Source organism: Poriferisphaera corsica (assembly GCF_007747445.1).
GTDB classification, from domain to species: Bacteria; Planctomycetota; Phycisphaerae; order Phycisphaerales; family Phycisphaeraceae; genus Poriferisphaera; species Poriferisphaera corsica.
In genome coordinates this window covers 2,077,484-2,103,800 of the sequence record NZ_CP036425.1, presented here as the reverse complement: position 1 = coordinate 2,103,800, position 26,317 = coordinate 2,077,484, and the positions used below count along the sequence as shown (strand labels likewise).

The 26,317-nt window shown below is 48.3% G+C and carries 19 protein-coding genes and 1 tRNA gene; 9 read left to right on the top strand and 11 right to left on the bottom strand.

Annotation, left to right across the window (positions count from 1 at the left end):
- Window positions 1-68: 68 nt before the first annotated feature.
- On the bottom strand, window positions 69-788 hold the full coding sequence (locus KS4_RS08540) for an RNA polymerase sigma factor (protein WP_145077022.1): 720 nt from the start codon (window positions 786-788) through the stop codon (window positions 69-71).
- A 462-nt stretch (window positions 789-1,250) separates the two neighbouring features.
- Between KS4_RS08540 and KS4_RS08535 the strand changes: the two genes are divergently transcribed.
- Window positions 1,251-1,324, top strand: a tRNA-Arg gene (locus KS4_RS08535).
- Window positions 1,325-1,346: 22 nt separating this feature from the next.
- Here the strand turns inward: KS4_RS08535 and rlmN are convergent.
- Window positions 1,347-2,441 (bottom strand): 23S rRNA (adenine(2503)-C(2))-methyltransferase RlmN, encoded by a 1,095-nt coding sequence (gene rlmN, locus KS4_RS08530; protein ID WP_145077020.1) that lies wholly within the window; start codon window positions 2,439-2,441, stop codon window positions 1,347-1,349.
- 185 nt (window positions 2,442-2,626) lie between these two features.
- On the opposite strand from rlmN, the gene KS4_RS08525 reads away from it, so the two are divergent.
- The 4 genes from KS4_RS08525 to KS4_RS08510 are packed head-to-tail and all read left to right on the top strand — an operon-like array spanning window position 2,627 to window position 10,131.
- Window positions 2,627-3,946, top strand: coding sequence for an efflux RND transporter periplasmic adaptor subunit (locus tag KS4_RS08525; RefSeq protein ID WP_145077018.1), 1,320 nt, complete (start codon window positions 2,627-2,629; stop codon window positions 3,944-3,946).
- Between the two features lie 27 nt (window positions 3,947-3,973).
- Window positions 3,974-7,291: an efflux RND transporter permease subunit gene (locus KS4_RS08520; protein ID WP_145077016.1), complete on the top strand. Its 3,318-nt coding sequence runs from the start codon at window positions 3,974-3,976 to the stop codon at window positions 7,289-7,291.
- Window positions 7,288-8,961, top strand: a complete 1,674-nt coding sequence (locus KS4_RS08515; RefSeq protein WP_145077014.1) for a hypothetical protein — start codon at window positions 7,288-7,290, stop codon at window positions 8,959-8,961. Before KS4_RS08520 ends, KS4_RS08515 begins: the two co-directional genes overlap by 4 nt.
- A gap of 39 nt (window positions 8,962-9,000) precedes the next feature.
- The gene (locus tag KS4_RS08510) at window positions 9,001-10,131 is read left to right on the top strand and encodes a type II asparaginase (protein ID WP_200761722.1); all 1,131 of its coding nucleotides are present in this window, start codon (window positions 9,001-9,003) and stop codon (window positions 10,129-10,131) included.
- Window positions 10,132-10,133: 2 nt separating this feature from the next.
- Here the strand turns inward: KS4_RS08510 and polA are convergent, their stop codons facing one another.
- The 8 genes from polA to cdaA form a co-directional block, all read right to left on the bottom strand.
- On the bottom strand, window positions 10,134-13,007 hold the full coding sequence (polA, locus tag KS4_RS08505; protein WP_145077012.1) for a DNA polymerase I: 2,874 nt from the start codon (window positions 13,005-13,007) through the stop codon (window positions 10,134-10,136).
- A 104-nt stretch (window positions 13,008-13,111) separates the two neighbouring features.
- The gene (locus KS4_RS08500; protein WP_200761721.1) at window positions 13,112-16,210 is read right to left on the bottom strand and encodes a phosphoribosylformylglycinamidine synthase subunit PurS; all 3,099 of its coding nucleotides are present in this window, start codon (window positions 16,208-16,210) and stop codon (window positions 13,112-13,114) included.
- Between the two features lie 96 nt (window positions 16,211-16,306).
- Entirely contained in the window at window positions 16,307-17,116 is an 810-nt protein-coding gene (locus tag KS4_RS08495; RefSeq protein WP_145077010.1) for a hypothetical protein, read from the bottom strand.
- A gap of 72 nt (window positions 17,117-17,188) precedes the next feature.
- Window positions 17,189-17,884, bottom strand: coding sequence for an HAD-IA family hydrolase (locus KS4_RS08490; protein WP_145077008.1), 696 nt, complete (start codon window positions 17,882-17,884; stop codon window positions 17,189-17,191).
- 80 nt (window positions 17,885-17,964) lie between these two features.
- The gene (locus KS4_RS08485; protein WP_145077006.1) at window positions 17,965-18,573 is read right to left on the bottom strand and encodes a hypothetical protein; all 609 of its coding nucleotides are present in this window, start codon (window positions 18,571-18,573) and stop codon (window positions 17,965-17,967) included.
- 46 nt (window positions 18,574-18,619) lie between these two features.
- Window positions 18,620-19,894 carry a glutamate-5-semialdehyde dehydrogenase gene (locus tag KS4_RS08480; RefSeq protein WP_200761720.1) on the bottom strand — a complete coding sequence of 425 codons (1,275 nt, stop codon included), beginning with the start codon at window positions 19,892-19,894 and terminating at the stop codon, window positions 18,620-18,622.
- Between the two features lie 78 nt (window positions 19,895-19,972).
- Window positions 19,973-21,016, bottom strand: a complete 1,044-nt coding sequence (locus KS4_RS08475; RefSeq protein WP_145077004.1) for a YbbR-like domain-containing protein — start codon at window positions 21,014-21,016, stop codon at window positions 19,973-19,975.
- A 14-nt stretch (window positions 21,017-21,030) separates the two neighbouring features.
- Window positions 21,031-21,939, bottom strand: coding sequence for a diadenylate cyclase CdaA (cdaA, locus tag KS4_RS08470; RefSeq protein WP_145077002.1), 909 nt, complete (start codon window positions 21,937-21,939; stop codon window positions 21,031-21,033).
- Between the two features lie 408 nt (window positions 21,940-22,347).
- On the opposite strand from cdaA, the gene KS4_RS08465 reads away from it, so the two are divergent.
- The 3 genes from KS4_RS08465 (at window position 22,348) to KS4_RS08455 (ending at window position 24,551) form a co-directional block, all read left to right on the top strand.
- A complete protein-coding gene (locus tag KS4_RS08465) occupies window positions 22,348-23,274 on the top strand; it encodes an AAA family ATPase (RefSeq protein ID WP_145077000.1) in 927 nt (308 codons plus the stop codon).
- Window positions 23,275-23,362: 88 nt separating this feature from the next.
- Window positions 23,363-24,070, top strand: coding sequence for an ABC transporter ATP-binding protein (locus tag KS4_RS08460; protein ID WP_145076998.1), 708 nt, complete (start codon window positions 23,363-23,365; stop codon window positions 24,068-24,070).
- 235 nt (window positions 24,071-24,305) lie between these two features.
- Entirely contained in the window at window positions 24,306-24,551 is a 246-nt protein-coding gene (locus KS4_RS08455; protein ID WP_145076997.1) for a TM2 domain-containing protein, read from the top strand.
- A gap of 5 nt (window positions 24,552-24,556) precedes the next feature.
- Here KS4_RS08455 and KS4_RS08450 read toward each other — a convergent pair whose 3' ends face one another.
- Window positions 24,557-25,168, bottom strand: coding sequence for a LysE family translocator (locus tag KS4_RS08450; protein ID WP_145076995.1), 612 nt, complete (start codon window positions 25,166-25,168; stop codon window positions 24,557-24,559).
- A 296-nt stretch (window positions 25,169-25,464) separates the two neighbouring features.
- Here KS4_RS08450 and KS4_RS08445 point away from each other — a divergent pair, with 296 nt between their 5' ends.
- Entirely contained in the window at window positions 25,465-26,277 is an 813-nt protein-coding gene (locus KS4_RS08445) for a PEP-CTERM sorting domain-containing protein (RefSeq protein WP_200761719.1), read from the top strand.
- Window positions 26,278-26,317: the final 40 nt, after the last annotated feature.

The window sequence follows — 26,317 nt, the reverse complement described above, 5'->3', positions numbered from 1 at the left end:
CAACGAATCTACAACGAAGCTACAAACTGAGTTGTATGGGAATGGTAAGCCGGGACTCAAACACCGACTTACGATGCTAGAAGAAAATCAAAGACGAGCTGATGCGGATCGTAAAGCCGCCTCCGTCTGGGTGAGATGGGCTTTGCCATTGGTCGTGACCGTTGTTTCCGTTGCTGTAGCAATTCTGAGCTATTTTCAGAGCTAATTTTCGATACAAAAACACACTTGCGGCGTGCCCTTTGGATCGCATTCGATACCGAACGGCGACTTCTGCTCATCTTGCCCGCTATCTCCTTCACCTTCCACCCTTCTCCTCGATACAGAATCGTTTCTTCCTCATAATCGCTCAATACCCCAAGGTCGCGCACTCGCTCCAACAGCCCAGCCAACTCCCCCAGCTTTTCATCGCAGCTACGGCCGATCGAGTTATCCACAATATTGTCCGCGATGCGCCCCCCATCACCCTCACGCTCAGCATCAATCGACAGAGCAATATCAAGCGTGATTCGCTTCGCGGCGTGTGATGCTCGCCAAAGGTCAATCAGCTTTCTTTTCGCAATTGATGTGCAGTATGTCCCGAACGATGAATCCCCCCGCCACTGCTCTAGGCCGTTTGTGATGATGAGGGCATAAATTTCGTGGTAAATATCGTCCTCGTCCATACCGGGGATTGAACGTGACTTGATTGTGCCAGCTAAATATCGGCGAAGCTCATAATAGAGTTCATTCGCTGCGTCATTCGACCCCGATTTCGTCATGATCGCAAGATCGTTTATTGATTTTGTCATATCCGGTACAGTCCCCAAGCTGTACCGCCTCAGATACACATGGGATTATACCAATTGCCCTATTTAATCTTGAAGTAATGCACGCCTCCGCATTGCAGGGGGCAGGGTGGCTAGATTGCCGATTAGATCGTGAACCCCCCGTACCTCGTCCCGTGACATCTTCCTTAACCCATCCAATATGCCGATTAAATCATTGCCGCTCGCCTCTGGCGCATATTTGGTACAAATATGGTACAAGGTTTTTAAGTCACTGTTACTAATAGTTTTAGGTTTTCCTGCACTGGACTGTCGATCCAGAGGTTGCGGGTTCGATCCCCGTCGCTCTCGTTCTCATTAAAGCTTAGCAAAATGCTGAGCTTTTTTTATGCGCTGAATGACCTCGGCATCACTCTCTTCACAAGCGTCAACACCAGCAGCTGGCAGTTGAAGAAAAGATGTCTCTCGTTATGATTGTTGCACAGTGTACCCGTAGCTCAGTTGGATAGAGCAGCTGACTTCTAATCAGCAGGTCGCAGGTTCGAATCCTGCCGGGTACGCTTTTTTAATGCGCTCAATAGCTTACTTGCTGTGCTCGTGCCGCAATTGCCCGCATGCTGCGGATATATCCCGACCGCGGCTAGCCCTGATGTGAACGTTAAGCCCAGCTTTCTGTAGAATTGCTTGAAACAGTAAGACATCATCATTTAATGGACGCTGGTATGGCATCCCATCCACTTCGTTATAGCGAATCAGGTTAATGTTACATCGCATACTGCGGGCTAAAACAGATAATTCCTTGGCGTGCTCACGCTGATCGTTCACACCACCAATCAAAATATACTCAAGCGTAACTTCACGGCCTGATTGCTCGAAATAAGTGTTCGCAGCGTCTTTGAGCTGCTCGATCGTGACATACTCAGCCCAAGGTATGAGCTCTTTTCGGATCTCATCATTGGGAGCATGCAAACTGATCGCGAGTGTGATTGGTAGATCAAACTGAGCCAATCTCTTAATTTGGGCTGGCAAGCCAACAGTGCTTACAGTGATTTTTCGGGCGCTGACCCCAAGGCCCCACGGGGCATTAATAATCCGCAACGCCTTTGTAACCGCATTAAAGTTAGATAGAGGCTCACCCATCCCCATGAACACAACATTGCTTATACGGCCAACCTGATCGAGCTGAGCCAATTGCCAAACCTGCTGGACAATTTGCCCAGTAGTCAGATTTGCGTCAAGTCCACCAATACCAGAGGCACAAAATGAACAGCCAACGGGACAACCCACTTGGCTGGAAATACATGCCGTCTTTCTGTGTGATCCGACTCCAGACACTGCTGGGATCATGACGCATTCTGTTTGCGATTCGGAGCCACCTTCTTGATTATTCAGCACACTCAAGGAATTGCCCGAGAGCGCCCAATCGATCAGTAATTTTTGTGTCCCATCAGTCGCGACTTGATGTTTAACAGCCACCCCTTGCAAGAATTCAAGTTTATTCTTAACAAGTTCACGATCCTTAACAGATAAATTAGTCATTTGATTTGGGTCAATAACACCCTTCGCATAAACCCAATCCAATATTTGCTTTGCACGAAACTTTGACAGGCCAAAGCTCTGGAAAGTCTCTGCTAATTCTTTATCCGTTAGATCGAAAAAATGTATTTGCTGACTCATGAGTGCCCGATATTCTAGCGTAGTTTGGAAAGCTACGCATTGGTGATACACATGCAAAGTCAGCTATCTCAAAAAAGTCGATATAATAATATTGTTATATTCGCCACTATTATCGGTAACCTATCAGCAAATATAGTCAATCCTTACATGGGTATGTCTGCAAGAAATAAACGGGGTTTTCAAACATGAAAGCCAGACTTTTGATTTTTTCAGTATTTGGTGCATTCATCGCAATCATCGTTTTGATTGGATACCTGCGATCTGGTAATTCATATGATTTACAACCCCCTCAAATTAAAAATGCAGTTCCAGTCAAAAGTCTCCAAATTAAGAAAAGCCCATATGTCATGACTGAATCATTCTTCGGTCTGATTGAGCCAGATTCACAAGTTGAAATGGGATTTCAAATCTCCGGCCGAATCGCGCAGATTGGCGATCAATTTCAGCAAAACTTACTCAGCAGAGGCGATACCATTTCCAAAGGCGAGACGCTTGCGAAACTTGAACAGGATCGTTACATCGCTCAGTTAGCCGCCGCCAAAGCTTCGATAGAACAATCAAAGGCAGCACTGAGCGCATGTGATGCCGCAATCGCGGACGCTGAAGCTCGACTTGCCGATGCCATTATTGAAAGCAAACGTGTCGTCAAACTTAAAAAAAGTAATGCTGCAACTCAACGTGAAATGGAACGATCTCAATTAGCGGAAACATTAGCTCAAGTTGCGGTCGAAAATGCGAAGGCGAAAAAACTTGAAGCCGTTGCTATGAAAGAGTCCGCAACTGCTGCATATGAAGTGGCCAAAGTTAATCTTCAAGACACGACTCTTTTAGCGCCAATTGATGGCACGATTGCGACCATCCCCGCAGAATTAGGTCAAATGGTTTCGCCGCAAGACAATATTGTCACTTTAGTTGATATCAGCAAAGTTAAGCTTGATATCGGTGTAGTTGAGCGCAAACTTGGCTTACTCAAGTTAGGCCAAGAAGTTGATGTTTACATTGAAGCGTTGAGAAGTGATACACGCCGGAAAGGCAATGACGATGGTTTGATCAAACGTAAAGGTGTGGTCGCAACGATCCCACCAATGGCAAACAATATTTCAGGTTTATTTAATATTGATGTAGATATTGACAATAGCGATGGCTTACTCAGACCGGGAATGATCGGCAGAGCAGATGTAAAAATCCGAACAGTTAAAGCGTATGCGATCCCCGCAGATGCAGTCCGCAAGAAGGGAAGTAGAATTATTGCATTCGTCGCAGAAGCGGATACCGGTGCAGGCACAGTCAGAGCAAAACGTCTAGAAATTGAGCCAGATTATATAGATAACGCAAACTATTTAATCATCGATCTTCCAATGGACAATGTTACACTTCTCACTGAAGGTAATTCAGTTTTAATTGATGGCGAGGTGGTTCGTATCAGTGATACTCAATCGGAAGACCCCAGCATGAACGAGGTCACGATTACTGCTAATGAACGCGAAGCGAGTAACACACCATAATGGCTGTATATCAATCGAAAGAAAAAGATGAAAATCAGCGATTGCGCGATTGAAAAACCTCGTCTTGTAATCTTGGCTGCCGTAATTATGTGCTTGGTGGGATTGGTTGCGGCAATATCTCTCCCTAAAGAGAGAACGCCTCGTGTTAAGCTACCCGTCATTCTTGTTGCTATACCCAATCCGGGCGGTTCACCGGCCACGAATGAATCGCAAATAGTAAGACGAATCGAAGAAGAAGTCGGGACACTTAGCGACTTGCGAGATGAAGGCTCGGTCATGTCTCAAGCAGTAAATGGCGCAGCACTCGTTCAGTTTGTTTTCGATGATGGTGTAGACGTCAAAGAAGCTAAACGTGACGTCGAGAGCATGATCAATAGAATCAAAGGCGAATTTCCAGAGGATGCTCAAACAGATCCAGGGCCATTAGTTTCTGATATCGCTTTTGAAGATTGGCCAATAATCCAAGTTTTCATTGCTGGGGGCGATTCCGCAAAGCAACGTCGACGTATAGCAGATCAATTGCAGAGACATATCGAGGAAGTTTCTGGCATTTCAGCAGTTGACATATTCGGTGGTCTAGAAGATGAGATCATCATTAATGTCGATCCAAACCGTATGACCTTGTATGGTTTTAGTTATGGCCAAATTGCATTAGCGGTTTCATCGTCAAATATCGACTCTCCAACCGGAGACATAACAATTGCAACGGGCAATGACGCACGTGTTCGAGCTAAAACTAAAATTGAATCACTTGAAGCAATTGAAACAATTCCTCTTGGAACTAGAGATGGGAAGCCAATTCTTCTACATGATGTTGCGCATGTTGAATTTGGCAACAAAGACCCTGACAGCATCGCACGTTATGGCGGTGATGATGCTGTCGTATTGCTTGCCCGAGCGAAAACTGATGTAAATGTTTTAGGAGCAGCGGATCGTATTCAAGAGATCGTTGATCGTTTTGTAGCTGATGGTAAAAGCGAAAATACTACGGTTGGTACTGTTCGATCACAAGCTCGCGAGATTCGCTACATGATCTCTCAACTTGGCATGTCTGCGGTGTATGGCACGATTCTCGTCATTATCATCCTGTGGATCATGCTCGGTTACAGAAACGCCTTTCTAATTGGTATTGCTGTACCTTTTGCTATTTTAGCATCGGGCGCCTTTATGTGGCTTGCAAAACGCACCATCATGCCGGACATATCAATTAATAATATGACTCTCTTTGCTTTGATTTTAGTCATTGGTATGGTTGTTGACGGTTGTATTATTGTTGGCGAGAACATTTTCCGTCACCGTGAATTAGGCGAATCGCCTGTAGATGCCGCAAAACGAGGTATTAACGAAGTTGGGCCATCATTAATTGGTGCCTATTTAACAACTTTTGCTGCTTTTGGCCCAATGTTTGTAGTGAGAGGCGTGATGGGCGATTTCATGTCCTTACTACCAACAACTGTTATGTTTGCCCTCTTAGCGGCCATGCTCGTTGACCATTTCCTGCTGCCGGTCATGAGCATGTATGTTATGAAAGTACCAAAACGTAAATTACAAAAATCATTTTCTGAAATGAATCCGGAAAATCTAACACCTGCTCAAATTGAAATTCGCTCAGCCAATACATTTGTTCAAGACAGTCGTATCCGTCAAATTTATGGCAATATGATTCAGTATGCCATTCACCATCGATTCACAGTATTAATCCTGTCCATACTCATGTCGATTACACCCGTCATTTTGTTTCGTATTGGCGCGATAAAGTTTGAATTCTTTCCAAAGGCAGACGTGCCAATAGTCCAAGTATATTTTGAGCTACCTTTAGGTTCCTCTATGGAACAAAAAACTACAGAAGTCGCTGCGAGTATTGAATCAGCAATTTTGAAAGCTGTCCATCCAGATGAATGGTATCTTCCAAGTGGAGCCTCGAATCGCGTTAAACCAGTCACAACGATTGGCGAACCCGGGGCATTAAACATTAATCTAGACAACGATAATAGTGCAGGCCCTGAATTTGGGATGGTTTATGTCGAACTCGAGTTAGCTGAAAATCGTGATCGCTCTGCAAGTGAAATTCGAAAAGCCATTGCGGATGAACTGCCAATTATACCTGGTGTTAAAACGCGTGTTAGCGTTCCAGAAGAAGGCCCACCAACAGGTTCACCTGTTCTAATTCGCTTACTTGGAAATAGCGATACGCCGCTGGAGTCACTTGCCGAAAAGGCCGCTGAAATAGAAGTATTCCTCCGGTCTTTGCCCGGAACATACGATGTCTCCAATGATTATCGCATGCGTCCCGAGCTCGTCGTTGAACCAAATCGAGCAACTGCATCACTCTATGATGTTAATGCAGCTCAGATCGCATCAGCAGTTAATTTTGCATTCGAAGGCGTTCGCGTAAGTGATGTTGATTTCGGTGGCGATGAGGAAATTGACATACGTATACGTAATAATCCAAACATGCGGGATGAATTTCGTGACCTTAACAATTTACCGATCCGCACCGAAACCGGTCGTATTGTCACACTTTCACAAGTTGCTGATATCGACCACCAGTATAATGCCAATGTTATCCGGCACTACGATCAGCAACGTGTCATTAATATACGCAGTCACCTAGATGACGATGTCATACCAGACGACATCAAAAAGAAGCTCATTGAATATTTACGCACAGATCTTTCATTATCTGAACAGCGTCAGCTTCTGAATGATCGAAGCACGAATATTATCCAATCTTCATCGGCGCTGACCATTAGATTTGGCGGCGAGAACAAGATTCGAGATGACGCTTTAGAAGATTTGACAATCGCTCTCATCATTGCTTTTGGCGCGATGCTCATTATCCTGACTGTAAAATTTAATTCCTTTATTCAGCCACTCATCATACTTTTTTCTGTTCCACTCTCACTTGTAGGCGTATCAATTGGCCTCATGATCTGCGGGTTCTATTTTTCAATATCTGCTATGATCGGCGTTGTCGCACTTTCTGGTATTGTCGTCAACGATGCGATCGTCCTTGTGGATTTCATTAATCGTCTTAAAAAAGCTGGTTTATCCTCTGAACAAGCATGTATTAGAGCAGGGCAGTTACGTATTCGCCCAATCTTCTTGACCACCGTCACGACCATAGGCGGCCTTATCCCACTCGCACTTAATATCTCTGGCGGCGGTGAATTCTGGCAACCTCTCACGATCTCCATCATGTTTGGTCTAGGTTTCGCGACACTCCTCCAACTGTTCATAATCCCGCTCTCATATTACACTTTTATAAGCGAAACCAATGCCAGCCTCCTCGACCCACTCACCAACAAGACGCTCTCGAACCCTCTAAACTCTGATTCGTCATGATTCATGAAAGCACGCCGCACATGCTTAAGCTTGCAACACTCATTGAGAATCCCGGTGAACCATTAATTGATTCACGGTACCATAATCCGCACGAACTCAAAGACCTCGGCTATAATGGCGTTGTCGTTTATCACACGACGGCTCTCTCTGGAATTCCGAACCCTGATGTGATCATCGATCCCGAATATAAACGCTGGGTCAATTCACATTTCCAGCGTGTTGATCAAGAGATCAAATCAGCTGTTGACGCAGGCTTATCTGTTTATCTTTTCTACGACATGCTTGTTTTGCCGACTGATCTTGTTGATATGGATCGCAATAGCATTTGCTGCAAGAACAGAACCGACACAATATGCCCGTCGAGTAAGAAAGCTTACGAGCTTAGCATCCAAGCTTTATCAGCACACTTAACACGTTGGCCCGAAGTTTGTGGCATTGTGCTCCGCTTTGGCGATTCTGATGCTACACGGCTTCCTTTCCTTAGTGGCAACGACATCTATGCCCCCTATTGCCCAAAATGTAGTGGAATTAACAAGCTAGATCGTATTCTTTACGCAATAAAACACTCATACAACACCGTCGTATCGACTTTTAACAAACAACTTATTGTACGTGCGTGGAATGTAAGACCAAACGGCTTACACGACTCAACAGATCTTGCAAGCCGCTTGGCTGAAAAACTCCCTTCTGTTGCAAAACCCAATGACCAGTTCATGATTTCTTTCAAATCCACGCAAACTGATTTTTGGCGATATCAATCCTGGAACCAAGCATCACTGGAATTCAATGACTACTCCATTATTTATGAATTCCAATGTCAACGTGAATTCGAAGGTAAAGGAACAGTGGCCAATTGGCAATTGCCTCTATGGCAGCATGGAATGCCTGAAACCAAAAATACCAAGGGGCTTGCAACGGTTGCTAAGCAAATAGAATTTTCGGGATCGCTTGCATGGGTTCGTGGTGGTGGTTGGGGTGGCCCATTCGTGAAGAATGAAAGCTGGATTGATTTGAATGTGTTCTCCGCCCCGAAACTCACCGACAATCCTAAACTCGATCAGGGGCAATTGATCCATGAATGGATCACAGAACGCTTGGATATTCATGATCCAAAACTAACTGACTTATTATCTCGTATCACGACACAGTCGCATGCGATATGCAGGGACCTCTTCTATATCAAACCACTCGCTGAGCAGCATATTGACGCATGGTATCCAAATGAGCATTGGCTACAGGACGATGTTATTGACGTAGACGCACTCTCACGCATCATCCAAAAGTTACCTCAAGAAGTACAAGCAGATCTTATTGAAGAAAAGCGTCATGCATCTCAAACCATCGCCAAACTCCGCACACAACTTCAGCAACATTTAAATACAGAAAATCACACTACTTTAGACCCCCTCATAACATCATTCTTGTATATAGAATCACTAGCCGAGACCATCTATCATTTGTCCGCAGCATTATCTCTCTACCATCATCGATACAAGAATAAAGTTACATCCGATAAATCCCAGATATCTCAACACATTTTGGCTGCTCAAAATCATTGGAATCATCACACGCAACGAATCCCTACACTACCGGGTTCCCCGACCACTTATAGGGAAAAGAACTTCTGGGAATTGACTCAGACCATCCTCAATGAAATACAATCAACATGAGTCTCTGATAATGTTGAACGCCTTCGATGAGGAAAACGCATGCATTACATCAAATCGCACGCACAAGCAGCCTTCATGACTGCTCTGAGCTTCGCTATCGTCCTAAGTGTCGTTTATGTTTACGCACAAGACTCTGTTGAGTCACAGACTCGATACGAGCAGCCAGACCCAAAACCCGATTTACCTAATATCACGATTATTGCGACAGGTGGGACGATTGCTGGTGTGGGCGAAAGCAATACATCTGCTACTTACCAGCCCGGACAGCTCGGCATTGTCACACTCATAGAAGCCGTACCACAAATTAAAAATGTAGCCAATATTTCAGGCATTCAGTTCTCTCAAATTTCTTCACAAAACATGACGGATGATTATCTCATTAAGCTTACCCATCAAGTCAACGAGCTTCTTTCGCATTCAGATATTGATGGCGTCGTCATCACACATGGCACAGATACACTAGAAGAAACAGCATACTTCCTCAATCTTGCAGTTGACTCCGACAAACCAATCATCGTCGTTGGTTCCATGCGTCCAGCCACATCGCTATCAGCCGATGGCCCACTCAATCTATACAATGCTGTCGCACTCGCAGCGAACCCGCAAGCGAAAGGTAAGGGCGTACTAGTCGCAATGGATGACTTGGTCATTGCAGCACGCGATGTGACCAAACGTAACGTTCACCAAACCGATACATTCCAATCCGCGAATGACAACTATCTCGGTGAAATTAACTACGGCGATTTTCGTGAACTTCGCATCATCAGCAAAAAGCACACAGTTAACAGTGGCTTCACGCTTTCCAAAGACACAAACTCATTGCCTCGCGTTGCAATCATTTATGCCAATCAGAATATGTCCGGCGATATCATTAGGTCTGCAGCAGACTTAGGCTATGATGGCCTCGTTATTGCTGGCGTTGGAGATGGTAACATGTCAGAATCCGCACTTGATGCGGTTAAGGACGTTATTCAGGAAGGCGTCCCTGTTGTCAGGGCATCTCGTATCCCAAGTGGTTTTATCAAACGCAACAACGAAATTAATGATGACGAGATCGGCACTGTTACAGCTGATGATCTTCTCCCACAAAAAGCACGCATACTCCTCAAATTCGCAATTACTAAAACCAAAAATCCAAAGCAATTACAAGAGTATTTCTATAACTACTAACACTATTTAGCATCATACCAATCTGGTCCAGATCCTACATCTACACGCAACGGGACGTGCAACTCGATCGCTGTCTCCATCTCTTTTTTCAGAATACTCGCCATAGCCTTCTCATCTTCTGCTGCGCATTCAATCACCAGTTCGTCATGAATCTGTAGCAGTAACTTCATGGGTAGCGATTCTCGCTCAATCCGTCTTTGCAAATTCACCATCGCAATTTTAATCAAATCCGCGGCCGACCCTTGAACCACTGAATTAATCGCAAGCCTCTCACCCAATGCACGGGTTTGTGGGTTTTTCGAATCAAGATGTCCAATTGAACGCTGACGTCCCATGATCGTCTTTACATACCCATCCGTTTCTGCCTCTTCAACGCATTGCTGCAAAAAAGAATCAATGCCAGGAAACTTACGCTTATAATCATTAATCAACTGCTTTGCGCCATCATTATCAAGAGATTCAATTCGCCTCGCCAAACCATACGGCGTTATGCCATAGATAATCCCAAAATTAATCGTTTTTGCATGACTACGCTGCTCGCTACTCACCTCGTGCACGTCAACCCCATAGACTTGTGATGCGACCGCTGCATGAATATCAGCTCCGTCTTTAAACGCGGTTACTAGATTTTCATCGCCACTGAGATGAGCCAAAACCCGCAGCTCAATCTGCGAGTAATCCGCACTCACCAATACGCTACCATCCTCAGCCTTAAATGCTTTGCGTATCTCACGCCCCATCTCTGTACGGATAGGAATATTCTGCAAGTTAGGATTACTTGAAGATAGTCGTCCCGTCGATGTACCTGTTTGGTTAAACGAAGCATGAATCCGCTTACTTTCAGGATCAATCGCGTCCTTGAGTGCAATCAAGTATGTATTCACTAACTTCGTCATCTGCCGATATTCAATAATCATGCCAGGTAACGCTTCTTTACCCTCAGGCGACTTTTCATGACCAACCAGTTTCTCAAGCACCTCCGCACTCGTGGATACTCCCGTCTTAGTTTTACGGATTACCGGGAACCCAAGTTGATTGAACAACACATCCCCCAACTGTTTCGGCGAATCCACATTAAAATCACACCCACATAAATCTAAAATCGTAATCCGTAGCTCATCAACTTTTTTACGTAACTTCTCACACTGCCGATCAAGTTCTTCTGGATCAACACGAATCCCATTAAATTCCATCTCTGCAAGCACTTCAATCAACGGCATCTCTAGGTCATCTGCCAGCCCTATCAAATCATGCTCTTTCAGCTCGTTCTCAAAATGCTCACACAACCGCAAAGTCAAATCAGCGTCCTCTGCAGCATAGCGCGTAATTTGCTCTAGTGGCACCAGATCCATCGTACTCGGCTTATCACTCGTCTTTTTCTTTCCCCGACTTGCTTTCGTATCAATCAAATCGCTGATCGGCATCGCCTCATGATTCAAGATCGCATACGACAAATCATCCATCCCTAATCCTGGCTGCTCCATCAACCATGCCGCAATCATCGAATCAAAAGCCACCCCTTCCATCTTTACCCCCGCATATCTAAGCACCAGATAGTCATACTTAATATTGTGTCCAAACTTCAGAATTTTCTCATCCGTTAACACATCTCGAAGTGCATTCAGTACCGTTGCTTCATTCAAATGTCCATTGGATTCAGGCGATAGAATCGGAACATAAACCCCTTCACCAACCTTCCAACTCAAGCAGATCCCACATATTTTTGTGCGATGCCCGAGCCCCACCGTTTCAGTATCAATACTAAACCGGCCAGCCTTCTTCAGTTCCTCGATCACCTCATTTAATTCGTCACTCGTCACGACAGCACGATAGGCATAATCTTCTGTGTACGTCATCCCCGGCGTCCGTGTTGCTTGCTGAACCTCCTCTACGTCATCAACCATATCAAATAATGTGCCACCAAACCTGCCACTTGATTTCACTGGCTTTTTCTTTTTGACCGGCTCCGTCACAATTTCTTTTCCACTCAGCTTATTTAAGTCGTTTATATGCCGCTTAAATCCCAAATCCATGAATATTTTTCGTAGTTCTTCCGTCTCGATCGCTTTCGGTGTTGTTCCTTCCCATGCATACTCTTCCAATGACATATCACGCTTCAATGTCACTAACTCTCGATATACAGGGAGCATTTCTTTTGCAGCCTCAATCTTCTCTTTCCGCTTACCCTTCAATTCATCAAGATGTGCCACAAGATTTTCAACCGTTCCATACTGCTGTACCAATGCAATCCCGGTTTTAGGCCCAATCCCCTCAACACCCGGAATATTATCTACACTATCACCGGTCAATGTTTGCAACTCCACCACTTGCTCGGGCTTGATCCCCTTCTTAGCCATCAAATCATCAATCGTAATCGTCTCATCCTTATGGATGTCATACATACTCACACGCTTATGAAGCAACTGCTCAAGGTCTTTATCCCGCGACACAATCTTGATCTCTACATCCTCAAGCGACGAATCATCAAGTGTCTTCTGAACAATCGTTGCAATCACATCATCCGCTTCAAAACCTTCAACACCGATCACCTGGATTCCAAATTTTTCCGTCACCTCAAGTATACGCGGCACCTGCTCCGCAAAATCCTCTGGTGGCGACTTGCGATTCGCCTTGTACTCTCCAAACAAATCATCACGAAATGTCTTCCCTGGCATATCAATTGCCATCACCACATGTTCAGGCTGACTACCCTCAAAAAATTTGAACAGCATGTTCGTAAACGCAAACGTCGCACCTGTCGCTTCCCCAGTTACAGGGCTCGTCATCCCATTCTGAATCGCATAGTACGCACGGAAAATCTGCGCATGACCATCAATCAAATACAACGTACGTTTCTTGTTCTTCTCTGCTGTCATGCCAAGATTATAACCACACCAGCATCTTCCATGTCATCCCAACCGTACGTCCATGAAAAAAGGCTGACACCTTGGCGTCAGCCTTTACATTCCAAAAATTCAACTTACCAATCCAGCGTCTCACGCCAAGCTTCAACAAGCTCAGCCAGCGACGCATCCATCACCCGACCGTCCTTCTCTGACGCGACCGTTAGCCGGTCTCCTTCGCCAAAAACGCCAACCTGCCCAAATGCAATACCTGCCTCTTTGAGCTGACTCACAACAGCATTCACATCCTCACTCGCAACCTCAATCAGGTAGCGGCTCGGCGTCTCCGCATAACAAGCCGCTATCGTGTCTAGTGCTTCATCGCTCGGCACGCCTTTAATTTCAAGATCCAATCCCACACGCCCTGCAAAAGCCATCTCTGCCGCCGCAACAAGCATACCACCCTCGCTACAGTCGTGAGCCGACTTCACTAGTCCACGATCAATCAGCCCCGCCACCGCTCTTGCCGTTCGCGGCCCAATCTCAAGATCAACCTTCGGAATCATCATATTCCTTGACTGATCCCCATAAACAGTACAGTAGCTCGACCCGCCCATTGCACTATCCGTTTTGCCAACAACGAGCAATACATTGCCCGCCGCTTTTGCATCCATCGTCACGCACTTCCGCACATCCTCGACCATCCCCATCGCACTCAACAAGAGTGTCTGCGGGATCGTATATCGCACACCCTCATCGGTCGTGAACTGATTGTTTAGCGAATCTTTGCCCGAAACGAATGGCGTCTTATACGCCATCGCACCGTCATAACAAGCCTCAGCCGCTCTAACCAATGACCCCATCAAGTATGCATCATCACAACCCGGCCAACAGAAGTTGTCCAAAATCGCAATATGCGTTGGATCAGCACCCACACACACCGCATTCCTTACCGCTTCATCGATTGCAGCAAGCGTCGCCCAATAGGAGTCACCATCCTTCGCAACACCAGCCGCCGTTGCCTTCTCGCTCATATGCGCCCCCATACCGCATGACAGCGCAATCCCTTTCATACTACCCAGCTTCGGCCGCACAACAGATGCATCTCCTGGCCCATCTTGACACGGACCAACCAACGGTTTCACCGCCGAGCCGCCCTGCACCTCATGATCATACTGCCGCACGATCCAATGCTTCGAAGCAATATTCGGCGACCCCAGCATTCCCTTCAACACACCCTTCAATTCCCCCGGCAAGTCCTTCACATCACCCTTACCGGAAGCAAAACCACCCGCCTTCTCTGAATCCCACTTCGCCTCACGTAACGGCGTCGGAATCCCTTCATGCATCAGCTTCATACTCAGCTTGCCAACCTCTGTCCCCCGATAATTCAGCGTCAACATCGGCTCGTCATTTTCAACACAACCAAACTCACCGAGATCGCAGAAATCAACATTCTCAGCAGCACACATCGCCTTTAGCCGATCAATTTTTTCAACCGGCACCGACATCACCATCCGCTCTTGAGCCTCACTGATCCAAATCTCAGTATAACTCAGCCCTCGATATTTCAATGGCGCTTGGTCTAACTGGACATTAGCCCCGACTTTCTCACCCATCTCACCAACAGCACTACTAAACCCGCCAGCACCACAGTCTGTGATCGCGCTATATAACGGGCCATCCTCCTGATCTCTCGCTTGCAGAATCACATCCATCGTCTTCTTCTGCGTGATCGCATTACCGATCTGAACCGCATGTGAAAACTCATCCGCATGAGTATCCGTCAACTCCGCACTTGAGAACGTCGCCCCATGAATCCCATCACGTCCTGTCGCGCCACCCAACGCTATGATCCTGTCACCCGGTGCCGCATCACCAAAACATTTATCATTTGGCATCAGCCCAACACAACCCGCAAAAACCAGCGGATTACCAACGAAATCTTCATGAAAATAAACCATCCCGTTCACTGTTGGGATCCCCATCCTATTCCCGTAATCGCGTACCCCAGCCGTAATTTGTTCTAATGTTCGCTTAGGATGAATCACACCTTTCGGCAACTTCGCCGTATCAGGCATCGCCACACAAAATGAATCCGTATTCGCTATAGGCTTCGCAGATAACCCCGTACCCATAATATCTCGAATACACCCACCAATCCCTGTCGCCGCACCACCATATGGCTCGATCGCCGAGGGATGGTTATGCGTCTCAACCTTAATACAGACCGCATCCTCTTCATCAAACTTCACAATCCCCGCATTGTCTTCAAACACGCTGATACACCAACTCTTATACGGCTCCTCCTCCATCAACTCAAACGTTGCCGCAGCAACCGTATACTTCAGCAAATTATCAACTGTCACCGACCCATCTTCATTGACCTTATGCCCTTTACGATCACCAATCGTTTCCTTCTTCAAAGTCGGAATCGAAACCCCACCTTCTTCACTTAATCTCACAGACGACTTCAGCGTCTTGTGCACACAATGTTCCGACCACGTTTGTGCCAACGTTTCAAGCTCAATATCCGTTGGCTCACGATCTGCCTTCTGATAGTACTCCTGGACACACTTCATCTCCGTCAAGCTCAGGAACAAATGCCCCTCGCGAGACAGCTTCATCAGCCCCTCATCATCTAACTCACGAATAGCCACATGCCCCAGATTCAATTCGTATCGATGACCGTGAACAAACTCACTCGGGTGATATTGATCATGATGAATATCCTGAATCACCGGGTTCGCCAGATACCGCTCAGCAAACGCATCCAGCTCTGCTTCACTTAGCTTCGCCGCTCCAGCTTCCATCACAAAATCAAACCGCTTACCTGTGCTGACATCAACCGTATCAACATCCACCCCATTCAACATTTCAACAATTGCATCTTTGGTCGATTGAGCGACTGGATCCATCACACCTGGCTTGAAATGCACTTCAACACTCACAGCATCATCACCAATGGCATCCGCGCCAATCGTATATCGCTGATTGACCTGATCTGCCAGAAGTTCGCCCGCCACCTTATCAATCTGCTCGTCACTCAGCGGCCCCTCAACCAAATACAATCCCCGAGCCTTCACTTCCTTCACACCCGCCAGCACACCCTGCGCCTCAGCCAGCACCTTCATCCCCTCAGGATCAATCTCGCCAGCCTTCGGCCGGACCTCGACCCTTGCCACCTTCATCATCTCACTCACATTTGCACGATCAGCATCGGTCGGGGTCGTCATCACTGCTCCCTGATCCTTTCACGGATCACTGTTGGATTATTGCGTTTTGATTGACCATAGCCTCGCAGCCACGATCACTGTTGTCTGTTTGCTTTCTCACCGTCCTACCACAACCGCGTCCCCCACATCACCCACACGCCCCGGCACCTCAAACCACTCATACCCCCAACCCCGCTTGATCACCTCTCCCGCCCCCAATTGCTCCGGAAATTCACCAAACCGCAGCACCGTGTCATACACAGGCAAGTAAATATAGCCTTTTTCGTCCGTCTTTTCATTCGCGAACACCAATTCCACATCCTCATTCAGCACACCACCACGCTTCTGCGCACAAATCACACTCACCAACCCCACCTCAACACCCCGTAACGGACGCCCAGCAGCATCCTTAAATCGAATCCGCAGCACCTTCTCCGTCCAAGCAAACGCCCTCTCAAGCCGTTCTTGCCCCTTCTCCACATCACCAGATCGCTCTAGCCTTCGCCCAGCCACATATTCCGCATAAAACAAACCATCACCTAGCCCAACCTCTTCCAACTCAGCCTCCGCCCCCTCAATCCCCATGCCCTCACCACCTTTCACCTCCTCAATCACAGCCAGCTCATCCGCTCCAATCTCAAAATCCAAATTCTTCCGCACCCGCCCCTCAAACGGAGGTCGGTGCCCCGGCTTCTTCACAATCTCTGTCGGATTCACCTTCATCACCTCCCATGCCCCCCGCTCGCCCCAAATCAATGGCTCGACCTTCATCTCATCCACATCACTCACACCCTTCAGGTCATTACTCATATACAACGCAACCACCACCCCCAGCAGCGGCACAACCACACAGATCACAAGCGTCAATAAAAACACCTTTTTCCCGCTCTTCAGCCCCTGAATCTCATCATCTCGCTTATTCACCATGCCTGATCTCCATCATGATCCCCCTCCTCAATAATCGCCCCGTAAACGCCCCACACCAGTCTCCACATCTTATCAATCCAGCAACCCATATGCCCGCAGATGCCCACGCATCTCACCCACCGGATCATCCCGATCACCAATCCGCTCCGCCCGCCATCCGCAGCCTTTCGCCGCCTCCACATTCTTAAGCAGATCATCAAAAAACAAAATCCGCTCCCCTTTTATGCCCGCCAAGCTCTCCGCCATCCAGTAAATACTCTCATTCGGCTTCCGATCTCCCATCAAATGACTCGCCCACGCAAAATCCAATTCCCCCAAGGGCAGGGCACTATTCCCACCCAGTTCCCCTCCTTGATCCTCATCACACCCACACCCCACATCCCGCCCCATCATAATTTCCCAATGCGCTTCATTCGTATTCGACAAACATGCCGTCTTTACCCCGACAGCCTTCAAATCCGCAATCAATTCATCCACTCCCTCAAACTTCCCTTGCAAATAACACTTGCCCACCTTTGCAACTACATCCTTCTCTACCCCAAACAGTTGCCCATAGATTTCATAAAAAGCCTCAGAGCCAATCGCCCCTACTTCATTTTTCAATAACGCCTCCTTCGCCTCCCCAACAACCCCCGTCTCCAATAGCCCCTTCACCTCCTCAGGCACCACAAACCCCGCCCGCTCAAATGCTTCCCCCCAGTCATCACAAATCCGCACCAACACCCGCCCCAAATCAAAAACCACAAGCTCAATCTTACAATCACACATCACCGGATTCCTCAATAAAAAAAACGCAGCACACACTCAGCATACTGCGTCTATTGTCATAAGACTCAAACAAACTTCAATCACCCCTGTTTGCCTTCGATTGCAGCCAGTAAAATCGCGGCCGCTATTCCTAACCGTTTATCCAACTGCTGCGAAGCATCCATCGAAAAATCGACATTGAGCCTGTAAACCAAGGGGTTCCTGTTTTGCTGCAACGTTGCAATCATCTCTCCGCATATCTCAATGTGATATTTCTGCGGCATGAATAACGTCGCAAAACTCACGAAACGCCTGATAATCGCCAACACCGTCGAATCCTCAACAATCTTCCCAACCTCACCATCCTCCTCATTAAGAATCAACCACTCATCTTGGATGAAAGACTTCAACGCCTTCCGCCTCAAAGCGCCAATCTTATCACCCGTCTTCGCGTCAACCACATCATACGTCGCACCAAGATCAATCACATTACGGGCTTTGATCGTGAGCAACTCCTCAAGCATGCCTTCGTCAGTGTAAATCCGAATATCTTCCTTCAATTTGAAGGCCTTCATCTTCGAATACATCACCAAATCTTCAGATTCATTCCAAACATAAAACTCGCCACCAAAGAGTTTCAAAATCTTCCGTTTGACATGATACTTCTGCTCACCAATGTGCGCTATAGTCGACGATTCGGCATTTGTCATACACGACTCCGATGGTTAATCAATTGATTCATCTTTGAAATTTTAATCACCCACGTATCTGGCCATCGCCATACGCCACCCACTTATACGTCGTCAAATCCGCCGCACCCATCGGCCCGCGTGAATGCAGTTTGTCAGTACTGATACCAATCTCAGCACCTAATCCATACTCACCACCATCACTGAATCGCGTCGAACAATTAACAAAAGCATTCGCCGTATCAACCAGCTTCGTAAACTTCTCTGCTGCCTTAATCTGCGTTGTCACAATCGCATCCGTATGCTTTGAACCATACTGATTAATATGCCCGATTGCTTCATCAATCGAGTCCACAATTTTGATCGACACGATCAGGTCCAGATACTCTTCACCCCAATCCTCTTCCGTCGCAGCCTTCGCCGCACTGCAAATCGCCTGAGTCTTCTCACATCCGCGAATCTCACAACTCTTCGCAACAAGTGCATCACAAATCTTCTTCGCTAATCCGCTTTCAACCACATCATTGTGAAGCAAGATCGTCTCGGTTGCATTGCAAACACCCGTCCGTTGCGTTTTGCCATTCACACACAAATCAACAGCCATCTGCTCATCACAATCCCCATCCACATACGTATGGCAGATCCCGTTGTAATGCTTAATCACAGGAATATGTGCCTGCTCAACAACCGCACGAATCAAGCTCTTGCCACCGCGTGGTATACACAAATCGATCGTCTCTTCTTGGCGTAGCAGTTCACCCACCGCCGCACGATCTGTCGTCTCAACCAACTGCACAGCATTCGGATCAAGGCCGGCCTTCGACAGCCCTTCCTGTACACACTTCGCAATCGCCTTATTTGAGTGCACCGCTTCCTTACCGCCGCGCAGTACACAAGCATTCCCACTCTTCAGACACAGCGCCGCCGCGTCGCTCGTAACATTCGGCCGACTTTCAAAAATAATCAGCACCACACCGATCGGCACCCGAAGTTTCTGCAACTTGATCCCGTTCGGCAACACCTTCCCCTCAAGCACAGCACCCAGCGGATCTCCCTGAGCCGCAACTTCCTCAACCGCTTTCGCAATCTTCTCCACACCCGCATCATCAATCTTCAGCCGGTCAAGCATCGCCGAGCTAAGCCCGTTCGCTTCACCCGCCTCAAGATCTTTCTTATTCTCACGCTTCAGCGTCTGTGCATTCGCACGTATCGCCGCTGCGATCGCCCGAAGCGCATCATCACGCCTCGCGCCTGACACATCCGCCAGCGCACGACTTGCCGCCTGAGCTTTCAATCCCAATTCTTCACAATAAGCCGGTATATTCATTGCTGCTGTACTCATATCAGCAACATTCTAGCAGACATGCCCCCACGCATCACATCACGCCCCTACACCACAATAAACCCAACACACCCCATATCACCGCAACTGCATACTGCTTCCCAATCCCTGCACCGCACCGCTACCCTCTCTCACCACTACCGTCACCGGAATCTGCGGCAACGGCGAGATCACCTTCACTTGATCCGGCGTATTGATATGCAATGCCACATACTTAATCCCACCCTCCAACTCAGCCGCTGTCGGCCGAATCTCCGCCACAATTCGCTTCTCTCCCCGCTTGATCATCCCAATCACATCCGCAGGCCCTTCCAACTCAACATTCTTCAATACCTGCTGATCCTCAGGCAAATTAATCTCATACCGTTGCAACAGTGATGGCGCCGCGCTCACATAAATCGGAACCGTCGGCAACGTGTACTTCTCCGTCTGCTTCGTCACCGTAAAATTTACCTGCACCGTACTCGGGTTCACAATCGGGTCAACCTCATGGAACCAATACGGCCCACTCAACGGCACACCACGCTCACTCTGCGGCACATTCTCCTCAGCATCGCCATAAACCTCTTGCTGTAAATAAGCCGTCATCTCCGTCAACTGCGATGCATACATCCCCGGTAACGTCACCGCAACCTCACTCGGTTCAGCCGTTGCCTCAAGCTTGATCGGCCCATTCGCTTTCACCTTCACTGGCACAATCTTCGTCACCAATGGCAATACCGTCACTTCTGCTGACGCCGGATCCGTCGACACAATATTCACAACGTAAGGCTTAAAAACCTCACTCTCACTCAACAACGTCTTCAACGACACAACCGTGTCCCCCTCATGCACCGGCAACATGATCGTGCCCATCTTCGAAATCGCATCTAATAATTGTGATTCCTCTCCCCTCGATGCGCGATACGTCACAGAAACCGTCTGCTCGTCAGCCTTCTCGCCTGACTTTCCGTCCACCGTAATGCGTAACGGCTCATCTGCTTGCGATGACACAAACCTCACCCGCACATCCGGCAACTTGTCCTGCACAATATTACGACTCTCCGCCCACAACCACACAAGTAGTGTGATCGCCGTCACAGCAAATATCGTCGTCAGATTGTCCAGCAACTTTTTCTTCATGTTACAAACCTGGATCATCCACCCTCTTCAGTCTTCTTTTCCTTCACCTTCTTTTTCTTCCCCTCAACACCACCACTCTCGACCCCGCCCACACCAGCTGCAATCTCATCATCCACCACATCAATATTCAGCTTCCCAAGTTCTTTCGTCAACACAGGGCGTAGCTCGTCAATCGTGAAGCCGCGACGTAATTCCCCCCGTTCTGCCAGCCCGATGATCCCCGTCTCCTCACTCACCACAATTACCAGCGCATCCGCCTCTTGTGACAATCCAATCGCTGCTCTGTGCCGTGAACCCAATTCTGAAGGTATTTTCTCCCCCTCAGCTAGTGGGAACTGCACACCTGCCGCTGCAATATGATCACCCCGAATCACAACCCCCATATCATGCAGCGCACTCCCCGGCCAGAATATCGTCTGCAGCAACTCTCGGCTAATCTCTGCATTCAAGCTCGTCCCCGCCTCAACGACCCCGCGTAATCCTACCTGGCGCTCAATCGCGATCAGTGCCCCAATCTTGTTCCGTGACATATACGCCACTGACGCCAAAACCTCCTCAATCAACCTTGCCTTCCTAAGACCTGTCTGCTTGAAGAAATTCGCTTCACCCAACCGAACCAACGCTCGCCTTAATTCTGGCTGAAACACAATCACCAGCATCAACGAAACGACCGTCAAAAAGTTGCTCGACAAAAAATCCAGCCGCTCAAACTTGCTACCGCTACTAATAAAATTGATCAACACCACCGCAACAAGAATGACCGCCAGCCCTTTAATTACACGCGCCCCCCTCGTACCCCTCAAAAATCGCCATATCACGTATACAACCAACCATATGATCGCCAGCTCCACAAACACCTGGAACGGCTGGGTGCTCACATAGCTCTCAATTCGCCCCCAAAGCTGGTTAAAACGTTCTGACACGCGCGCCTCTTACTTGCATCCTTTTGTAGACAGTTTCTCACATCTTCACTGCCCTAGACTGGTTCCCCTCCCAACAATGCGATCCTTCGCCATCCCCGATCGATACAATTCTCGCCCCAATAATTGAATCCATTCACTATCATTCTATCGGCAACCTCCCTCCCTTGGGCCCTAATTCCCCCCAACCATCCCTAAATTCAACCACTACACCACTTTTCTCGCCCGATAACACACCACACCCGTCCGGTAATCCGCAAACGATTTACCTCTTCACACTTTCCCACTTTTTCATTATCCTCAATCTACCCAATTCCTCACGCGAATTAACGCACACCCTCATCTATTGACGTCAGTAATCATCGATAGTGTTCTTAGCCTGTAATTTTTCCCCGGGACGACACCACAAACATGCAAAGCCTACAACCACTTCGTGACAATATCGCCCGATGCTTCTTCGGCAACCCCAAGGCCGTTGACCGAATCATCACCTGCCTCATCGCTCAAGGACACCTCCTCATTGAGGACGTCCCCGGCGTTGGCAAAACCATGCTCGCATCCGCACTCGCCAAATCAATCGACGGCTCCATCGCCCGCATACAACTCACCCCAGACATGCTCCCCGCAGACATCCTCGGCGTCACCATCTTCGATCAGCACAAAACTGAATTCAACTTCAAGCCCGGCCCCATCTTCGCCAACATCGTCCTCGCCGACGAAATCAACCGCACAACACCGAGAACCCAATCAGCCCTCCTTGAAGTCATGTCTGAATCACAAATCTCAATCGACGGCACGACACACCACCTCCCACCACCATTCTGCGTCATCGCCACACAAAACCCCTATGAATTCGAAGGCACATACTTCCTCCCCGAATCCCAGCTCGACCGGTTCCTCATGCGCATCTCCCTCGGCTACCCCTCACCCGAAGACGAAGCACAAGTCCTCACACGCGACCCTTCACGCACCGAACTCAAAAGCCTCAAACCCGTCATGTCCATCCAGACCATCATCGAGCTTCAGCAACAAGCCCAGAACATCACCATTGATCAAACACTCATCGACTATATCGTCGCCATCGCCAATGCTTCACGCACCAACGACCAAATCCAAATCGGCGTCTCAACCCGCGGTTCACTCGCACTCATCCACGCTGCCAAAGCAACCGCACTCCTCAACTCCCGCGACTACGTCACACCTGACGACATCGCCGACAACATCATCCCCGTCCTCGCTCACCGCATCACACCCAAAAACTACATCCACGACACCGGCGGCATCACCTCGCAACGCATCATGCAACAAATCATCGAATCCGTTGCAGCACCCGTTTAAACCCAAAATCCGCACAAAAGTCGCACGCATCCCCATGCCTCAGCCTGTATAATAAAAATCTCGCCCGCTTCCAACGAAAGGCCATTCCGTGTCCAAGCCAGTCGCTGTCATCAATGACGTCTACAAAATCTACCAAAAGAACAAAGACGCCCCTGCAGTCCACGCACTCGACGGCGTATCCGTCACCATCCCCGAAGGCCAATACCTCGCCATCATGGGACCCTCAGGCTCCGGCAAATCCACCCTCATGAACATGCTTGGTTGTCTCGATCGACCCACCAAAGGCGATTATCTTGTCGATGGCACCAATGTCGCCCAAATGAACGACGAAGATCTCTCACAAATCCGCGGCCAAAAACTCGGCTTCGTCTTCCAAGCCTTCAATCTCATCCCACAACTCACCGTTCTCGAAAACGTACAAGTCCCCCTCTTCTATCAAGGCCTACCCAAACACCTACGCGAGGAAGCCGCCAAAGACGCACTCTCAAAAGTCAGCCTCTCCGATCGGCTCACACACCGCCCATCACAACTCTCAGGTGGCCAGATGCAGCGTGTCGCCATCGCTCGCGCACTCGTCAACAAACCCGCCATCCTCCTTGCAGACGAACCCACCGGCAACCTCGACTCCAAAACCGGCAACGACATTCTCAACATGTTCGACGACCTTCACCGCGGTGGCCTCACCATCATCATGGTCACCCACGACGAATCCGTCGCCGACCGCTGCCAGCGCATCATCCGCCTCAAAGACGGCAAACTTGACCGCGACGAAATGATGCAACCCACCACCGCCTAAGGATTGTTCATCAGATCAACTTCAAGCCCATGACCGCCGGTCATGAGGTGTCTTCCCAATCAATGATCAAGTGCCTGCAAAAATCACCACAATTAATCGCGACGTGAAAATCCACATACTTCAATAATACATACGAGTGATGTGTCACAACGTAAGCTCATAACTCCAATAGTACGTTCGCAAACAATCACGTAACCCCCTTATCTTCACACCTAAATTTCTCCGGGATTCCTTCATGAACTGCCCCAATTGCAATTGTCCAAACGCCGATCCCATCATCCACACTCCTAAACCGGAGTTTGCTTACATCTTCTGGTTTCTCTGCTTCCTCGGCTTATTTGGAGTCCATCGCTTCTACTCCGGCAGATGGGTCACCGGCATCCTCTGGCTTCTCACCGGCGGCCTCTTTCTCATCGGACAAATCATCGACCTCGTCCTCATCCCCGGGCAATGTCGCCACCCCAAATGGCAATACACATAACCCCATCAATCAATCGCTAACCGCACACCCAAAACGCCAAACGTGGCAGCAAAACCCCTCCGCAGCCAAGCCATCACACTCGGCTTGCTTATCACATACTGACGCGCTGCCGCAGCAAACACACCATATCCAATAAAGACAACAAACGTCATCCCCATAAAAATCAACGCCATCCACATCATTCGAAACGTCGGATTCACCTCATAGCTCGGCACAAACTGTGGCAAAAAAGCCAAGAAAAACAGCGATAACTTTGGGTTTAATATATTCAACAAGACCCCACTTCTGACTACACCCAAACAATCTCGCTTCACCATCGACTTCTCATCATCAATAACCATCCCTTCACGATCCTTAAACGTCATCCATGCCATGTAAAACAAATACAAAACACCAATGTATTTGATCGCAGTGAAAGCAACCGAACTCGCATGCAGTAATACCGCCAACCCCGTCAAACATGCAATCACGTGCGGCACGATTCCAAATGTGCAACCAAGCGCAGCAAATATGCTCATTCTCACACCATTCCTCAACCCGACCGTGATCGTGTAAAGCACGCCCGTCCCAGGCAGCAAAATAACAATCAACGAAGTAACTAAAAATTCGATAAACAACACACTGCTCCTGGCTCTGACTCGCAATCACAAAAAAAGCACGTCATCAATCATCTTACGTGAATATCACAACTCAATAAAAGCCTTCTTCCGACAAGAACCCAGACTTAATGCATAAGCAATCACAAATAATCAGGTATATCCTTTAAAAAGCCTTCTTTTTCGCTGTCTGCACCTTGCTCATTAAAATCTCACAAACCTATGACACATCTCAAACGCGACTAGCTCATCATGTCACCACTTTCTTGGAAACGATCAGCAAACTTTTGCTGTCATTCATCAAAATGGAGATAAAGATGATCGCTAAATCAATCGCACTTGCTACAGCTGCACTTCTCACCACCTCAGCCTTCGCTGCATATTCCGGCCCCTCCGTCATCCTCAACGAATACAACGCTGTTGGCTCAACCAAATTTCTTAAAAACGATAAATCAGACACCACCCTCGGCACAGTCCTCGGCAACGGTGGCAACTGGTTCGAACTCACCGTCCTCGGCGATGGTACTTCCGGCTCGACCGTCGACCTCACCGGCGCCACTCTCGCATGGGAAGAAGATGGCACCTCAGGCTCACTTACCCTCTCAAACAACGCTTTCTGGTCGTCGCTCACCGCTGGCACTATCATCACATTCGCCGAAGAAATGACCATCGCACACGAATCCGGCTCAATCATCGTCAACGGCTCCGACACCACAACCAACTTCGCATCAGGCGATAACTGGGCGCACATCTACGCAGGCGACACCAACCTCATCGCCTCCTCATCCACCGACGACGGCGGCATCTTCTCCGTCGGCAACAGCAACTGGAACCTCACCCTTACCACAAGCGACAACACAACCCTCTTCGGCCCCATCGGTGAAGATACCGGCGGCGCATCCGGCGGCGTCAACAGCCAAGAAGTCTTCAAATACGAAAACTCACTGCAAATACCCTACGATATCGCCAACTACAACGACGGCTCATCCTCATCCTTCGGCGCAGCCAACACCTGGGGCAGTGGCGCATTCTCACAAGATTTCTCAGCCTTCGGCGTCACCATCCCGGAACCAGCCTCACTCGCACTACTATCCCTCGGCACACTCGCCATCCTCTCACGACGCAAATAATCTCACACATAACCAAACAACAAAACGCTGGCCTTCACGG

Bases quoted from the DNA above. Each gene is read 5' to 3' on its own strand.
- KS4_RS08500 (WP_200761721.1), bottom strand. From the start codon at position 16,210: ATGACGACCCCGACCGATGCTGATCGTGCAAATGTGAGTGAGATGATG.
- KS4_RS08490 (WP_145077008.1), bottom strand. From the start codon at position 17,884: ATGTGTGATTGTAAGATTGAGCTTGTGGTTTTTGATTTGGGGCGGGTG.
- KS4_RS08475 (WP_145077004.1), bottom strand. From the start codon at position 21,016: ATGAAGAAAAAGTTGCTGGACAATCTGACGACGATATTTGCTGTGACG.
- KS4_RS08465 (WP_145077000.1), top strand. From the start codon at position 22,348: ATGCAAAGCCTACAACCACTTCGTGACAATATCGCCCGATGCTTCTTC.
- KS4_RS08445 (WP_200761719.1), top strand. From the start codon at position 25,465: ATGATCGCTAAATCAATCGCACTTGCTACAGCTGCACTTCTCACCACC.
- KS4_RS08525 (WP_145077018.1), top strand. From the start codon at position 2,627: ATGAAAGCCAGACTTTTGATTTTTTCAGTATTTGGTGCATTCATCGCA.
- KS4_RS08455 (WP_145076997.1), top strand. From the start codon at position 24,306: ATGAACTGCCCCAATTGCAATTGTCCAAACGCCGATCCCATCATCCAC.
- KS4_RS08510 (WP_200761722.1), top strand. From the start codon at position 9,001: ATGCATTACATCAAATCGCACGCACAAGCAGCCTTCATGACTGCTCTG.
- rlmN (WP_145077020.1), bottom strand. From the start codon at position 2,441: ATGAGTCAGCAAATACATTTTTTCGATCTAACGGATAAAGAATTAGCA.
- KS4_RS08540 (WP_145077022.1), bottom strand. From the start codon at position 788: ATGACAAAATCAATAAACGATCTTGCGATCATGACGAAATCGGGGTCG.
- KS4_RS08515 (WP_145077014.1), top strand. From the start codon at position 7,288: ATGATTCATGAAAGCACGCCGCACATGCTTAAGCTTGCAACACTCATT.
- KS4_RS08480 (WP_200761720.1), bottom strand. From the start codon at position 19,894: ATGAGTACAGCAGCAATGAATATACCGGCTTATTGTGAAGAATTGGGA.
- KS4_RS08495 (WP_145077010.1), bottom strand. From the start codon at position 17,116: ATGGTGAATAAGCGAGATGATGAGATTCAGGGGCTGAAGAGCGGGAAA.
- KS4_RS08485 (WP_145077006.1), bottom strand. From the start codon at position 18,573: ATGACAAATGCCGAATCGTCGACTATAGCGCACATTGGTGAGCAGAAG.
- polA (WP_145077012.1), bottom strand. From the start codon at position 13,007: ATGACAGCAGAGAAGAACAAGAAACGTACGTTGTATTTGATTGATGGT.
- KS4_RS08520 (WP_145077016.1), top strand. From the start codon at position 3,974: ATGAAAATCAGCGATTGCGCGATTGAAAAACCTCGTCTTGTAATCTTG.